Source organism: Staphylococcus sp. 17KM0847, from assembly GCF_013463155.1.
Classification (GTDB): domain Bacteria; phylum Bacillota; class Bacilli; order Staphylococcales; family Staphylococcaceae; genus Staphylococcus.
The window spans coordinates 63379-78471 of record NZ_CP040781.1 but is presented as its reverse complement, the minus strand read 5'-3'; the positions used below and the strand labels follow the sequence as shown (position 1 = coordinate 78471).

Genomic DNA, 15093 nt, shown 5'->3' with positions numbered 1-15093 from the left:
ATTGCCTTGCTCTCAAGCAAAATAGAAAGGTGATCGTTATGACAAGTAAACGCAGCAAAGATATTATTATTATTGGAGCAGGTGTACTCAGCACAACGTTCGGTTCAATGATCAAAGACCTTGAGCCCGACTGGAACATAAAGCTTTATGAGCGTTTAGATCAGCCAGGTGAGGAAAGTTCAAATGAGAACCATAACGCAGGTACTGGACATGCAGCCCTTTGTGAGCTTAACTACACAGTACAACAACCTGATGGCTCTATTGATATTGAAAAAGCAAAATCTATCAATGAAGAGTTTGAGATTTCTAAGCAATTCTGGAGCTATCTTGTAAAAAGCAAAAACATTGATACCCCTAGAGATTTTATCAATCCATTACCACACATTAGCTTTGTGCGTGGCGTAAACAATGTTAAGTTTCTTAAAAACCGTTACAACGCAATGAAACAATTCCCTATGTTCGATAATATTGAATATACGGAAGACATTGAAGTTATGAAAAAATGGATGCCATTAATGATGGAAGGTCGCAGTGCAAGTGATATTATGGCTGCAAGTAAAATTGATGAAGGTACAGATGTTAACTTTGGTGAACTAACACGTAAAATGGCACGTAGCATGGAAAAACACCCTAATGCCGATGTACGTTACAACCACGAAGTAACAAACTTCCACCGCCGTGAAGATGGCAAATGGGAAGTTAAAGTTCGTAACCGCAAAACAGGTAGTGTTCAAACTGAAATCGCAGACGTTATCTTTATCGGTGCAGGCGGTGGCGCAATTCCATTACTTCAAAAAACAGGTATTCCTGAAAGTAAAAACTTAGGTGGATTCCCTATTACAGGTCAATTCTTAGCATGTACGAATCCATCCGTTATCGAAGAACACGGAGTTAAAGTTTACGGTAAAGAACCACCTGGTACACCACCAATGACAGTGCCACACTTAGATACACGCTTTATCGATGGTAAGAAAACACTTTTATTCGGACCATTCGCAAGTGTTGGCCCTAAATTCTTGAAAAATGGTTCAAACTTAGACCTATTCAAATCTGTGAAACCTTACAATATCACAACATTATTGGCGTCAGCAGCGAAAAACTTACCATTATTAAAATACTCATTCGATCAAATTTTAATGACTAAAGAAGGCTGCATGAACCATTTACGCACATTTGTTCCTGAAGCACGCGATGAAGACTGGGAGCTATACACTGCAGGTAAACGTGTTCAAGTTATTAAAGACACTGAAGACTACGGAAAAGGCTTCATTCAATTCGGTACAGAGGTCGTAAACTCAGAAGATCATAGTGTTATTGCTTTACTTGGTGAGTCACCGGGAGCATCAACATCTGTATCAGTTGCATTAGAAGTTATTGAACGTAACTTCCCTGAAGAGTTAGAGGCATGGACAACAAAAATCAAAAAAATGATTCCTTCATATGGTCAATCATTAATTGATGATGAAGCATTAATGCGCAAAACACGTGAACAAACTTCTAAAGACTTAGAATTGAACTATTACGAATAAAAGGAGTGCGCATCGATATGAAAAAATTAGTCATTCTTTCAATTATTTTTGGTGCAGCGGCTGTTGCATTGAAACGCTATCAACAAAGCGTTAATAAAATGCCAAATATTGAATACTAATCTCTAGTAATACAAAATCCATTGAATATCGACGATACGTCTGATATTCAATGGATTTTTATATTTTATAAAAATTTCTGACTTTCAGCATATAAGCAAAAGCATTATAAATAAACAATACAATTAATATAAACATACCTACTGATTGATTCGATTGCGAACTGATTGAATAACAACCTAACACAATAATTCCTATAATTAATAAAGAAATATTGATACTGTATGTTTTATACATTGATAATAATGTAATATGACGCTCTCCTTCATCCATAATTGCCAGTACCTTTTCAGTATATTGTTTCTCTCCCACTTTAGGAAATCTCTGATCATATTTTCGAACAAAAAAGTTATAGGGGAGTACACTTAGACTAGTCACAAAAACTACAAATGGGATATACCATAAAAAACGATCAGAAGCATTGCCTAAAACGAGTATAAAGCAATAGATAAACAATACCGTATACTGTCCATACATGAGCATACCAACTTGCCAAAACAATTGCTCTCCTTCTTTTTCTAATAAATCCGTATCACTATCGACTTTGTTTTGATAAATATACTGTTTACATACTAAAGCTTTACGTTGTATCCACAAACTATATATAAATAACAATAATATAATCAAAAGTGTTATAAACGTAATCGTCATCATCACTTGATTGTTTTCTAACTTTAACGTAACAAAATGAAATCCATTTGCTATGTTAAAAACGATACTTATCACACCTCCTACTAATCCGCCGAGCAATATTAATCCTAAAAACCGCCATACTTTCATCGATTTTTCCTCCTCGATCCTCTGATGATATAAATGTATTATAAAATATTCATAATGACAACCTTATTTGTCAAAATACATCATCTCTTTTAAATATATCTATCATTCTTGAAACAAATTAATACCTCCTTTATATGAAAAATGCTATGTTAGAATGAACAAGTTATAAATGGAGTGAACGAATAATGAACAGCACGATCACACAATTAAAAAACATTATAGATCATTCACAACGGATTGTCTTTTTCACAGGTGCAGGTGTTTCTGTGGCAAGTGGTATTCCAGACTTTCGCTCAGCAGGTGGCTTGTATGATGAAGTCGAAAAGGAAGGTCGCTCTCCCGAATATTTACTAAGTTCTGACTATTTGCATACTGACCCTACTGGTTTTATGGCTTTTTGTCAGCGTTACTTACTCTTTGCAGATAAAAAACCAAATGCTGTACATCATTGGATTGCACAACTCGAACAATCCGGGCAATCTCTCGGGGTGATCACACAAAACATTGACGGTTTGCATTCAGATGCTGGCAGCCAAAATGTTGACGAATTGCATGGCACACTGAATCGTTTTTATTGTATGTCTTGTCACACACACTATACTAAACAAGAAGTAATCAAACACGATTTAGTACACTGTCAAAAGTGTGGTAGTCCCATACGACCCGATATTGTTTTATATGGAGAGATGTTAAATGATACAACAATTCATCAAGCATTAACTAAACTTCAAACTGCCGATACATTGGTGGTTTTAGGTTCGTCTCTACTCGTACAACCTGCAGCAGGTCTCATCACATACTTTAACGGTAAAAATTTAATTATTATTAACCAAACTGCAACGCCTTTTGATGACAAAGCACAACTTGTTATTCAGGATGATATGATTCACATTGTTGAACACCTTAAAAAAGAATCATAAAGCTACCTTAAATACACAAAACATATGACACAGTGCAAAAAAAATAACCATTCATGCAATAAAATTATATCGCATGAATGGTTATTTTATATATAGTCATCAAAATGATACATTTTTACATTCAATGTTATTTCAAATGTTCCAAATAGCTTTTACCGTATTCAGGTAACTTCACATTAAAGTTATCAGCGATCGTTGCACCGATAGAGCTAAACGTTGTATCGCCATCTAAAGCTTTGCCACCATTGAATTTCGGACTATAGAATAACACCGGAATGTATTCTCGTGTATGATCTGTGCCTTCCGCTGTTGGGTCATTACCATGATCTGCTGTAATAATCAACAAGTCATCCTCTCTCAACTGACTCAACAGCTCAGGTAAACGTGCATCGAAGTCCTTCAATGCTTGCGCATAACCTTCTTTATCACGACGATGTCCGTATAACGCATCAAAGTCAACTAAATTTAGAAAACTTAATCCTGTAAAGTCACGTCCTACGACGTTCATCAACTGATCCATACCGTCCATATTATTTTTCGTACGAATCGCTTCCGTCACACCTTCACCATCATAAATATCATTAATTTTACCAATCGCAATCACATCATAATCCGCATCTTTTAACGTATTCATCACAGTCTTCCCAAATGGTTTTAACGCATAGTCATGACGGTTGCTTGTCCGTGTAAAGTGACCCGGCTCTCCAACATATGGGCGTGCAATAATACGTCCAATTAAATATTTGGGATCTTTTGTCAGTTCGCGTACTTTTTCGCAAATCTCATATAGCTCTTCAAGTGGAATAATATCTTCATGTGCTGCAATTTGTAATACAGGGTCTGCAGAGGTGTACACAATCAAATCGCCTGTTTCCATTTGATGTGCACCCCACTCGTCAATAATCTGTGTCCCTGATGCTGGACGATTCGCTACAACTTTACGTCCTGTTAAACGTTCAATTTCATCAATAAGTTCGTCAGGAAAACCATTGGGATATACTTTAAACGGTTCATCAATATGAAGTCCCATAATCTCCCAATGTCCTGTCATCGTATCTTTCCCAACAGACGCCTCACTCATCTTTGTATAATACGCTGTGGGCGAATCGACACGACCCACAACTGGCAAATCATCAATATTCCCTAATCCTAATCGCTCTAAGTTAGGCAATGTTTGATTAAAACCTTCGAGCGTATGTTTCAATGTATGTGATCCTTCATCATTAAATACTGCCGCATCTGGTGCTTCTCCAATACCGACAGAATCCATTACAATTAGATGCACACGTTGAAATGGTGTAGACATCGCACTCACTCCTTATGAATTATTAATAATCTGTATCCGCTTCTAAGCCTTGCATAATCTGTACCCCTGCACTCGCACCGACACGCGTTGCCCCTGCTTCTAGCATCGCTTGAAAATCTGATAAGTTTCGTACGCCACCTGATGCTTTCACTTCTAAGGCATCACCCACTGTATCTTTCATGAGTTTGACATCTTCAGGTGTCGCACCGCCACCCACAAAGCCTGTTGAAGTTTTAACAAAGTGCGCACCTGCAGCTTGAGCGAGTTCACATGCTTTCACTTTTTCATGATCCGTTAATAATACCGTTTCAATAATGACTTTCACTGTTTTACCTTGTGCGGCTTCCACTACGGCTTCAATATCTTGCTGAACCGCTTCATAACGCTCATCTTTCAAAGCGCCAATATTGATGACCATATCTATTTCATCTGCGCCATTCGCAATGGCATCTTTGGTTTCATAGGCTTTTACCGCTGGTGTTGATGCACCTAACGGAAAACCAATAACTGTACAAACAAGAACATCAGAATCTGCTAATTTATTGTTTGCGTAAGCCACGTGTGTTGGATTTACACAAACGGACTTAAAATGATACGTCTTTGCTTCTTCTATAATCGTATCTATTTGAGTACGTGTCGATTCAGGCTTTAGTAATGTATGATCAATATATTTTTCGTAATTCATTATTTGTCTCTCCTATTCTTCTACTTTTGTCCAACGATTTAGCACAATAAACAATACAAGTGCTGCGACACTCATCACCCCTAAAATAATTAATACCATACCAAAGTGTGTCTCTAATGCAGTATTACCCGGGAAATTAAGTGTTTTAAAATCAATTAATGCTGCTACAATCGCAATACCCACTGATACCGCAACATTAATAATAAGGTTATAAAAACCAATAGCCACACCTGTCATATTCGCATCAATTGTACAGATGGCCTCATTCAATAATGGTGCATACATAAGTGCAAAGCTACCTGCAAAGAATACCATAGAAACTACAAAAATCGCTACATGTTGCCCCACTGCAAAGGCTGGTAAAAATAAACTTAACATAATCAAGACAATTGCTGTAATGATTGCTTGCTTAGAATTTAAGAAAGATGCGATTTTACCACTTAATGCACCTACAACAACAGCTACTAAATAGCCAGGAATTAATAAAAGTGATGTTGTATCCAATTCAAAATGATAAATTTGTTCCATGATAAACGGAAACGTAAAGATATAACCTAACTGTATTGCATACATAATAAACACAATAAACAAAAATGATGCATAACGTTTATTTTGAAAGAACTTTTTATCTACGAGTGGTTTTTTTGCATTTTTAATATATAGTGCAAAAATTGCAATAACAAGAATAGCTGCGATTAAATAGAGCCAGTTAAAGTTTGTAATAAAGAGCATTACTGTCGTTGCAATCGTTGATACTAATACTAAACCAATAAAATCTAAATGTGCTTTGTTATCTGAGTTTTCTTTTGGCAATAATTTAAATAGAAACGGTAATGTAAACACGACAACCAATGCAATTAAAAACATATTTGTCCAGTGTAAATAGGTTGAGATAAACCCACCTGATAATGTTCCAATAACTAGTGAAAGTGAATAACTACTTGTACTCAAACCAAGGTAAGTCTTTTGATCTTCTTTAGACAAATATTTTGCTACATAAATAACATAGAGCGTTTCTGCTGCTGCAAGTCCTGCTGTTTGAATAATGCGTCCCGCAAGTAATAACGCAAATTGATGTTGGAAAATATATCCAATAATTGAACCAATAATAATTAAAAATACACCATAAATAAAAAGTGTTCGTATACTAATGGCATCAGATAATGATGAGTACACAACCGCACCAATACCAATAACTAAACCTGCTAATGTCGCTTGCCAACTCACTGTAGTCACTGAAATATTTAAATCATCTGCAATCGCCACTGAAATCAACTTAAACGAGTTATCAATAACTAAACTAAAAACGAATAAAAAGAGTAAAATAGGTACTGCTTTTTTTACTTTTGAATATGCCATATCCATGTTTTACCACTCCTTATATGAGAGAGAGTGCAATTTCAATCATATCTGTAAATGCACGTTCTCTTTCTTCTGGTGTCGTCGCTTTATTATGAATTAAGTGATCACTTACAGTAAAGATACCTAATGCTTCTACACCTGCATATGTCGCATTCATATATAATGCTGCTGATTCCATCTCAACACCTAAAATGCCCATACGTTGCCATCGTTCAGTTGTTGTTGTATCCGCATTATAAAAAATATCACTAGATAAAATATTTCCGACATGATAGGCTACCTCTTTTTCGCGTGCTTTATCGACAGCACCTTCTAATAATTTGAAAGATGCGATTGGAGCATAATGACCAGGTAACTGATATTGTTGTACGTAGTTCGAATCAGTAGAGGCTGCTTGTGCAATAATGACATCGTATAAATCAATATTTTCCTGCATAGCACCACATGAACCCACACGAATTAATTTTTTGCATCCAAATGTATGAATAAGTTCATATGAATAAATACCAATCGATGGAATACCCATACCTGATCCCATAACAGATACTTTTTGACCTTTATATGTTCCTGTATAACCAAACATATTACGCACTGTATTAAACTGTTTCACATCCTCTAAGTATGTTTCTGCAATAAACTTAGCACGTAGAGGATCTCCCGGTAATAACACTGTCTCTGCAATTTCTACATCGTTCATAGGTTTAATATGTGGTGTTGCTTTCATGATAATGACCTCCATAAAGTTGTATATTTATTTGTCTAATTGTCTAACCACTTATATAATACATCTGTAAGATAACGCTTTCAATATAGAAATTGTGACAAATTTGAGAACGCTTTCAGTAATTCACATAAAAATAGTGGAATAGAAACCTCAATATCTCAAAAGGCTTCATCATTCCACTTCAGTAAATATAACTAGAATTGACAAATTTAATCTAGCAAACGCCTACTTTGTTGTCATACCTATTCTATATACATTGCGCTATGGTACCTGTCATAGCATATCACGCACACGAGAAACAATAACATCGGCATGTTGTTGTGGTAAATACCATTTATTAATCATAATCGGACTCTCCTGTTGACCATACAAAGACTCTACCACTAACCAACAATTGTCCCCTCCATCAAAAGTATATGTCTGATTTTTAAACGCGGGGGATTGCGTTATTGATAACTTTAAATCCGAATGGCTCGCATGACTATATACGATCTCCTCAACAAACACGTGGATAGCCTGCTCATCTTGTGTATTAACATGGTATGCATCGATCACACTAATCGGAATAAAGCTAAAACAAAATGCATCAGCATGACGTGTATGATTCGTCTCAGAAGTGTAATAACGCTCCATTGCTACAACAGCTGTCGGGTGTGTTGGAAACAAATGATTAGTATACTCACTCTCTAAATCAACACGATATGTCAATGACGAGAGTGACATTGCACTATGCGACATTTGTTGAAGGGGATGTGCAATTTGACCTATACTCGACGCATGATGTTCTCGGTTTTGTGATACAACAAAATGCCCTTTCCCTCTTACACTTGTTACAATACCATCTTCCGCCAATAGCTTGATTGCTTGTCGCAACGTCATACGACTCACTTCAAAGCGTTCGCATAGAGCTTTTTCAGTGGGCAATGCTTGTCCTCCGGGAAACTGACCCATCTGAATTTCTTCATATAGTGTATTATAAATCTTTAAAAATTTTGGCTGTATTTGCGTCACCAAAATAACCTCCCACACTTATTCATTATTATTATCATACACCAAAGATACACAGAGTGTGAGGCAAAAATATGAATACGTATCAATATACCTTAATCAACGCATGAGGCAAACAATCCTAACCTTTCCATCTGACGCCTCTTGTTATTTTTTAGACTCCCGTATGAGTGAGGTCATAATGACGGCACACTACCCGTTTTTATAATCAGAATTTTCAAACAACTATAAATATGCTATTCTATTCTATAACTCATCAAATGGGAGGTATATAATGACAAGATTAATCATTCCACCCTCACTCAAATATGGAGATACTGTCGCTCTCGTCTCACCATCATCTGGACTTGCAGGAGAAGATTTTGTGCAAAAACGTATTAAAACTGCGATTCAACGACTAGAACAATATTTTCATCTCAATGTCAAAATAATGCCTAATGCACGCAATGGTATAGATGACTTGGCAAAATATCCTGAAAAGCGTGCAGAAGATTTGAATACAGCTTTTGCTGATCCTAACATTAAAGCCATCATCTCATTTATCGGGGGTAACGATGCGATTCGCATAACCCCCTACCTCAATAAAGATGTGATTAAGAAAAATCCTAAAATTTTCATGGGTTATTCCGATGCAACAGCTGTCCATTTATTTCTCTATCAATTAGGCTTACGGTCTTTTTATGGACCAGCTATTCTTACAGACTTTGCTGAAAATGTTGAAATGGATGAATACACCATAGAATGGTTATATAAAGTTCTCTTTTCATCTTCAAATATAGGTCCTATTGCAACAGCACCCTATTATCGTAAGTTTGGATTAAAATGGTCAAATGAGACACCTCACATTGCACGTCCCAAAATTAAAAATGCAAGCTATGATGTCATCAACGGGCAAGGCATTGTAACAGGTACATTACTAGGTGGATGTATGGAAAGTCTTCGTAAACTAAGAGGAACACATATATTTCCTAAACCTGATGTATTTAAAGACAAAATACTCTTCCTTGAAAATTCAGAAGACCCACTTCCACAACATTTATTAGAAGACGAGATACACACACTTGGAGCGCAACACATATTAGACAATGTTAAAGGCATCATTATCGGTAAACCTCAAAATAATGATGGCTACGATATGATAAAAGCAACTTGGCAAAAAGGATTAGCTGCCTTTCACCAACAGCATAAGCCTGTTTTTTATAATGCAAGCTTTGGACACAATGAACCTAAGTGTATTTTACCTTATGGTGCCATGGCTGAACTTGATGTGACAAAAGAGACATTTGTCATTCGTGATAGCGGGTGCACGTAAGTCATAATAACGACGAATTCACCTGAATATAGATCAGCAATAGTAATACACCTATAATAACCCCTTGTATGCTTAATGAGATAGCTAAGAGTGTGTCATGGTGAATCACCCAACATAATACATCAAACACTAAAAAGAATATCCCCCCTAAGCTACTGTAACCAAAATACTTTTGCATCAATTGACTAAACATCAATTGTGCCTTATCCCAATTGTACGCATTCTTTTTTGATTTTTTAGAACGAAATCCATAGAAATGATTAATCTCTTTGGGGCGTATATTATAAAATAATCGCCCTAATCCATAGAGTATGATACTTGTATGTATTAGTAACATAATATCCTCCTAGCATATATTCAAAACGAGACTATCCTTCTGTTGGCTGATGAATACGCGAACCATTCTTATCTGTCACTTCAATATCTTTAGTAAAGTCCCAATCTTTAAATTCAAAATCATCTAAACTTGCTGCTTGTACATTTTCTGTTACAAGTGCTGTTGCCAATAAGGATGCGGCTATCATACCTAAAAATCAGGGGGATTTTCTCTTCATCATTATTCCTCTTTTATTGCACGTACTAAACTACTCTGGTCTACCTTTTTCATCATATTTTGTAACATCTCCATCTTCACTCACAATATATGACCCTGCCAAGTCACCCGATTGATCTACAAATGAAAAGCCCCAACTTCCATCTTCTAATCGTGCTGGTTCTTTATAAGTATAAGTATCCGTATCCAAATAGTGACCTTCATATTCTTCTACTAAATCAATCACATTATCTCTTGTTACAACTGTACCTGCTGAACTTGAAGATTTAGATGCTGAAGCTTCTTGATTGTTTTTATCTGAAGAAGATGTTTCATGATTCATTTGGTTTTGTTCAGGTTGACCTATTTTAATTTTACTTGCTACTTGCTTGTAATCTTGATTGCCCCATTTTTCATATAGCTCTCGTAAGCTAAAAACCGAACTTGTTGGGTTATTGTGATCTTTTATTTCATCATATGTGGGCATACTTTGCGTTCCAAACACTAAAACTTCTTGATCACTTACAGCTATTATAGGTACCGCACCTGTGCCTTTATTTGGATGGGATTGGTAACACTTCATCGTACTAGGAGCACCTGCTAGTAAACCACTTTCAGTAGGAAGGGGTTCTAACGTCATCGAATCTGTTGAATATAATTGCTTGCCTTTATTACTATTTGCCCCTAAGTCCGTATACTGACCATTCAGAAGTTCGTTCGCTGTAATAACAGTTTGTTCCACTGACGGTTCAAATAATGCCAATGCCACTTTTTCTTCATCTGTTAAATTGTTAATCACTTCTTCTGTTGAGGGGTTTTGATTATTATTAGATGTGTTTTTGTTGTTAGATGATTGTTTTGAACTCGACTGATCATTCTGTTGACTGGCTTGTTTTGTTTGCTCGCTTTCATTCGTATTATTTTTACTTTGTTGTTCATTGTTGTTCCCCGAACACGCTGCTAATGTTAACGCACTCAAGGTAATAATTGCTAATCTCTTTTTCATTTTTACCTCATCCTTTTCTTTTTTAAATATGCCTACTATTATTTTATACCACCAAAATTGATATAATTTAAAATATTATTGTGCAATTCATTTGTGGTTTTTACACCTTTTCTAACAAAATCATACATTAATTTTATATGTATTTCTATATTGAAAAAACAAAGTTACATACAGGGACGATATTTGTCTCTATTGGGTTATCCACCTTTAGAAATTATAGTTTCCCAAACGAAATTTTATTAAATTCTATGTCAGGTTGCACATTTAAATGTCCTTTTTATTTTATATAATCGCAACAGGAGGGTGGAGTTGATGTCGTGAGTCGTTCAACACGTTTACTAAGCATTTATACCAGGCTAATACATTACCAAAATATTAATAAATCACAATTATCTACGGAATTTGGTGTCAGTGAAAGAACTGTAAAACGTGATATTCGTGAAATTCGTAATTATCTTTATGATAGTCAAGAATTTTTAGATAAAAAAGATATTACATTTGATTACACAACACAAGTATACCGTATTCCAAAAGAATTTGAGATGAACATTAAAAAGCAAGACCTAGAAGCACTCTTGTTATTACTGAACATATCTAATATTCCTGTATGGAAAGACACTATAATATTTTTGAAATCTCTTGTTCTTGAATATTTTGTACAAGATAAAACTCACTTATTTAATTTAATCAATCATCTTGAAGTCAAACATTACGAGATAGACTCCTCAAACCTTCTTGTATTACAAAAAGCAGTTAACACATCACAATTTATTCGTATTACTACACGTAACTATGACAGTATTTCTATGTTACCAACTAAGCTCACACTATATAAACACGAAGTTGGCTTATTTTATCGAAATGGACAAAGTGAAAAATTTATACCACTCGATCAAATAAAAGATATCAAACTCATCAATGAAAAAGTAGCGTCTTATACAAACGAAATTGTTTTGCAAACAAGAGAAAATATATTGCTTGAATTAAAAAAGCTCTATCCAATTAATGTTATTAAACAGATAGGCGAAGACTACATTGTTGAACTTGATATTCCAGACACAGAAGCACTACATTTATGTATCACACACACGACGAATATTAAATTACTTGGCCCTCAATACCTGGTTAAGAAACTTAAAAAACATTTATTAAACATGTTGAACCTTTATATGATTGATTAAAACAAAGCAGATTTGTGAGGTGATATTAATACAAGAGAACATCATATTTAATATATAAAATTATAAAATTAATAGAACATCAATTATTTTAGAACAATAACAATTAATGGGGGCGTTTATATTGAACAAGAAACATTACTTTAGCATTAGAAAACTTTCAGTAGGTGTTGGCTCTTGCCTGATTGCATCTTCTTTATTATTTAGCTCAGTTGGCTCAGCAGAGGAAGTTCAAAAAGAGAAAAATATTACCACTGAAACAAAAGCAGAAGATGAGAAGATTACTGAGAAAGAATTTGGAGAAGCTACTCCAGTTTTACCAGAAGGTGAAGAGTCTAACGAAAAAGAGTATGGAGAAGCCACTCCAGTTTTACCAGAAGGTGAAGAGTCTAACGAAAAAGAGTATGGAGAAGCCACTCCAGTTTTACCAGAAGGTGAAGAGTCTAACGAAAAAGAGTATGGAGAAGCCACTCCAGTTTTACCAGAAGGTGACGCTCAGCAAGATGTAGAAGCTAAACTCTTGGATGAATTTGCTCAAAACTTTGATAATCTTACTCAATATGACTTATACTACTATGTTAAGGAGGTTAAAAAAGATCCTCATTCATTCGAAAAATTAATGGCTGAAGCTCAGACTCTAAATGACTTACTAACACATAAACCATATGAAGATCCTTATGACAGTCTTCAAAAAGATGTTCTTTCTAAACTATTTTTCTTACCAGGACTAAGCAACGATGAAAAAGAAAAATTCTATCAAGAAATTCGAGAAAATTCCGAACACCCTGATATTATCTTTGATAAAGCGGTAAAAGCCAGCAAATCAGACACAACAAATGTTAACAACAACACACCAATAGAAGAAATTACAAAAGATAATCAAAGCAATAAAAATGATAATTTTAACCCTGAAGCTGGTGTTGTTGTTCCAGATAATAAAGACAACCCCTCTGAAGACAAAAAAGGGACAAACAAAGATGAAGTATCTAATCTAGAAGCTGGTGTTACTGCCTCGAGCGATAAAAATAACAAAGCTAACAATAAATCAAATACAACATGTGTCGTAAAAAAAGGTGATACATTGAATAAAATTGCCAAAGAACACGATACAACAGTTGAAAAAATTATGAAAAATAATCAATTAACGGATCAAAGCACACTTAAGCCTGGCCAAGAACTTATTGTAAAATCAGATGATCAAACACAAAACCAAGAATCTAATAAAGAGGGATTTTTACCAGAAACTGGTATTGATAATAATCCCGTACTCTTTGGTTCAACACTTGTTGGCAGCTTAGTCTTAGCATTAAGTACATATTTCTTCAGACGCAATAAAAAAACCAACTAAATTATAGTAAAAAATTTACTGTTTTGAAAACTGATATAAAAAACGACTCACTATAAAATCTTGCTATTTATAGTGAGTCCTGTTCATTCATACAAAATATTGGTGTAGATAAAGGTATTTTATATTACTCGTATTTTTTATTAATATATTACATTATTTGAAAAAGATGGTTATTAACTAAAATAATCTAACGTAAAGTGAAGTAAATTAGAGCATCTCTAAAGTAACAAATATCTAAAAGCAACTTAATAATGTAAAAAGTAGAACTCTTATAACTAAAAAAATGTAAAACCTTTATTAAGAAAAGGGGATAATCAAAGCAAAATACTGTTAATGCTAGCATATAAAATAAAATTACCATTATGTATGTTCTAATTAATCGTATATCAGTTTAATGTCGCTTATATTATTAATGGAACTCACTCTTTTTTATAATCAAAAACTAAACATTTAATATGCGTAATACTAATTCAAAAAATAGCACTCTCTTTTTCTCAATATAAAAGTCTACTCAAAAATATTTAAACTACTCAACACTTATAATATATGGAGGCATTACCATGCAATTAATGACAGACGAAGAAAAAATGTTTGCAGTATCAGTTGCAACACCTTGGATTAAAGGAAAAATGGATGTTGACCATCATAATATTATGATTGATATTCCTAATACTGTTCTATTTGGTCTTATTCCTGCGGGACGCCGTAAACATACGACACCGTTAGGTAATATTTCTAATGTTTATACGAGCAGCTCTTATAAATTAGGACGAATATTCGGAGGCGCGATTATTGCTTTATTTGGACTTTTGATATTAAAGCTTAGCCTTTTCATGTCTTTCTTGTTTATACTACTAGGAGTATTATTGGTATCATCAGGTATTTTGACTGTTTTTCAATATGAAAACAATGGACATAGTATCACAATTCCTCTACCATTTTTTGAAGCACATCGCGCCGAATCTTTTTCTGAAACAGTTATTCATCAAATTAACCAATACAACGATGATCGCAATGGACGCCTAAATACACAATTCAATATCGATGCTCAAAATAAGCATTCTCAAGCCATTATTGATGCAATTAAAAATCAAAATAACTGAATTTATCTCACTGTCTTTATAGTTTATAAATTAAATTCTAAGACCGGAACATAGATATCTAGTTCTTTTGATAAAAAGTCATCAAAATTCAGTTTTAGGCACTTTAATAACTTTTTCTTATATATAAACACTAGGAAACTAGCTAAATAAGTACTAGTTTCCTAGTATTACTACCATAAGCTC

General features: G+C 34.5%; 16 protein-coding genes. 7 read left to right on the top strand and 9 right to left on the bottom strand.

The features are described from left to right. Window positions 1-38: 38 nt before the first annotated feature. Both lqo and FGL66_RS00370 read left to right on the top strand, forming a co-directional pair. The gene (gene lqo, locus FGL66_RS00375; protein WP_180809663.1) at window positions 39-1529 is read left to right on the top strand and encodes an L-lactate dehydrogenase (quinone); all 1491 of its coding nucleotides are present in this window, start codon (window positions 39-41) and stop codon (window positions 1527-1529) included. Window positions 1530-1546: 17 nt separating this feature from the next. Next, complete coding sequence (locus tag FGL66_RS00370; RefSeq protein WP_180809662.1) at window positions 1547-1648, top strand: SE2200 family small protein; 102 nt, start codon at window positions 1547-1549, stop codon at window positions 1646-1648. 58 nt (window positions 1649-1706) lie between these two features. Here FGL66_RS00370 and FGL66_RS00365 read toward each other — a convergent pair whose 3' ends face one another. Next, on the bottom strand, window positions 1707-2426 hold the full coding sequence (locus FGL66_RS00365) for a DUF3169 family protein (RefSeq protein WP_180809661.1): 720 nt from the start codon (window positions 2424-2426) through the stop codon (window positions 1707-1709). 185 nt (window positions 2427-2611) lie between these two features. Between FGL66_RS00365 and FGL66_RS00360 the strand changes: the two genes are divergently transcribed. Then, window positions 2612-3346, top strand: a complete 735-nt coding sequence (locus FGL66_RS00360; protein ID WP_180809660.1) for an NAD-dependent protein deacylase — start codon at window positions 2612-2614, stop codon at window positions 3344-3346. A gap of 127 nt (window positions 3347-3473) precedes the next feature. On the opposite strand, the gene deoB is transcribed toward FGL66_RS00360, so the two are convergent. The 5 genes from deoB to FGL66_RS00335 form a co-directional block, all read right to left on the bottom strand. Further along, a complete protein-coding gene (gene deoB, locus FGL66_RS00355) occupies window positions 3474-4652 on the bottom strand; it encodes a phosphopentomutase (protein WP_180809659.1) in 1179 nt (392 codons plus the stop codon). Window positions 4653-4674: 22 nt separating this feature from the next. Then, window positions 4675-5337 carry a deoxyribose-phosphate aldolase gene (gene deoC / locus FGL66_RS00350; protein WP_180809658.1) on the bottom strand — a complete coding sequence of 221 codons (663 nt, stop codon included), beginning with the start codon at window positions 5335-5337 and terminating at the stop codon, window positions 4675-4677. A gap of 12 nt (window positions 5338-5349) precedes the next feature. Then, window positions 5350-6702: an MFS transporter gene (locus FGL66_RS00345; RefSeq protein WP_180809657.1), complete on the bottom strand. Its 1353-nt coding sequence runs from the start codon at window positions 6700-6702 to the stop codon at window positions 5350-5352. A 13-nt stretch (window positions 6703-6715) separates the two neighbouring features. Continuing rightward, entirely contained in the window at window positions 6716-7423 is a 708-nt protein-coding gene (gene deoD / locus FGL66_RS00340) for a purine-nucleoside phosphorylase (protein WP_180809656.1), read from the bottom strand. Window positions 7424-7696: 273 nt separating this feature from the next. Then, entirely contained in the window at window positions 7697-8434 is a 738-nt protein-coding gene (locus tag FGL66_RS00335; RefSeq protein WP_258007285.1) for a GntR family transcriptional regulator, read from the bottom strand. A 271-nt stretch (window positions 8435-8705) separates the two neighbouring features. On the opposite strand from FGL66_RS00335, the gene FGL66_RS00330 reads away from it, so the two are divergent. Next, window positions 8706-9743 (top strand): S66 family peptidase, encoded by a 1038-nt coding sequence (locus FGL66_RS00330; RefSeq protein WP_180809655.1) that lies wholly within the window; start codon window positions 8706-8708, stop codon window positions 9741-9743. A gap of 1 nt (window position 9744) precedes the next feature. On the opposite strand, the gene FGL66_RS00325 is transcribed toward FGL66_RS00330, so the two are convergent. Genes FGL66_RS00325 through FGL66_RS00315 form a run of 3 tightly spaced genes read right to left on the bottom strand, consistent with a single transcriptional unit; the run spans window position 9745 to window position 11281 of the window. After that, window positions 9745-10080 carry an SdpI family protein gene (locus tag FGL66_RS00325; RefSeq protein ID WP_180809654.1) on the bottom strand — a complete coding sequence of 112 codons (336 nt, stop codon included), beginning with the start codon at window positions 10078-10080 and terminating at the stop codon, window positions 9745-9747. Window positions 10081-10111: 31 nt separating this feature from the next. Continuing rightward, window positions 10112-10267 (bottom strand): hypothetical protein, encoded by a 156-nt coding sequence (locus FGL66_RS00320; RefSeq protein WP_180809653.1) that lies wholly within the window; start codon window positions 10265-10267, stop codon window positions 10112-10114. Between the two features lie 60 nt (window positions 10268-10327). Next, complete coding sequence (locus tag FGL66_RS00315; RefSeq protein WP_180809652.1) at window positions 10328-11281, bottom strand: hypothetical protein; 954 nt, start codon at window positions 11279-11281, stop codon at window positions 10328-10330. A 317-nt stretch (window positions 11282-11598) separates the two neighbouring features. Here FGL66_RS00315 and FGL66_RS00310 point away from each other — a divergent pair, with 317 nt between their 5' ends. From FGL66_RS00310 to FGL66_RS00300, 3 genes are all read left to right on the top strand, one after another. Then, window positions 11599-12462: an HTH domain-containing protein gene (locus FGL66_RS00310; RefSeq protein ID WP_180809651.1), complete on the top strand. Its 864-nt coding sequence runs from the start codon at window positions 11599-11601 to the stop codon at window positions 12460-12462. A 121-nt stretch (window positions 12463-12583) separates the two neighbouring features. Then, window positions 12584-13807: a LysM peptidoglycan-binding domain-containing protein gene (locus FGL66_RS00305; protein WP_180809650.1), complete on the top strand. Its 1224-nt coding sequence runs from the start codon at window positions 12584-12586 to the stop codon at window positions 13805-13807. Window positions 13808-14367: 560 nt separating this feature from the next. Then, window positions 14368-14910: a DUF2892 domain-containing protein gene (locus FGL66_RS00300; RefSeq protein WP_180809649.1), complete on the top strand. Its 543-nt coding sequence runs from the start codon at window positions 14368-14370 to the stop codon at window positions 14908-14910. Window positions 14911-15093: the final 183 nt, after the last annotated feature.

Coding starts and splice junctions, on each gene's coding strand:
- lqo (WP_180809663.1), top strand. CDS start 39: ATGACAAGTAAACGCAGCAAAGATATTATTATTATTGGAGCAGGTGTA.
- FGL66_RS00370 (WP_180809662.1), top strand. CDS start 1,547: ATGAAAAAATTAGTCATTCTTTCAATTATTTTTGGTGCAGCGGCTGTT.
- FGL66_RS00365 (WP_180809661.1), bottom strand. CDS start 2,426: ATGAAAGTATGGCGGTTTTTAGGATTAATATTGCTCGGCGGATTAGTA.
- FGL66_RS00360 (WP_180809660.1), top strand. CDS start 2,612: ATGAACAGCACGATCACACAATTAAAAAACATTATAGATCATTCACAA.
- deoB (WP_180809659.1), bottom strand. CDS start 4,652: ATGTCTACACCATTTCAACGTGTGCATCTAATTGTAATGGATTCTGTC.
- deoC (WP_180809658.1), bottom strand. CDS start 5,337: ATGAATTACGAAAAATATATTGATCATACATTACTAAAGCCTGAATCG.
- FGL66_RS00345 (WP_180809657.1), bottom strand. CDS start 6,702: ATGGATATGGCATATTCAAAAGTAAAAAAAGCAGTACCTATTTTACTC.
- deoD (WP_180809656.1), bottom strand. CDS start 7,423: ATGAAAGCAACACCACATATTAAACCTATGAACGATGTAGAAATTGCA.
- FGL66_RS00330 (WP_180809655.1), top strand. CDS start 8,706: ATGACAAGATTAATCATTCCACCCTCACTCAAATATGGAGATACTGTC.
- FGL66_RS00325 (WP_180809654.1), bottom strand. CDS start 10,080: ATGTTACTAATACATACAAGTATCATACTCTATGGATTAGGGCGATTA.
- FGL66_RS00320 (WP_180809653.1), bottom strand. CDS start 10,267: ATGATAGCCGCATCCTTATTGGCAACAGCACTTGTAACAGAAAATGTA.
- FGL66_RS00315 (WP_180809652.1), bottom strand. CDS start 11,281: ATGAAAAAGAGATTAGCAATTATTACCTTGAGTGCGTTAACATTAGCA.
- FGL66_RS00300 (WP_180809649.1), top strand. CDS start 14,368: ATGCAATTAATGACAGACGAAGAAAAAATGTTTGCAGTATCAGTTGCA.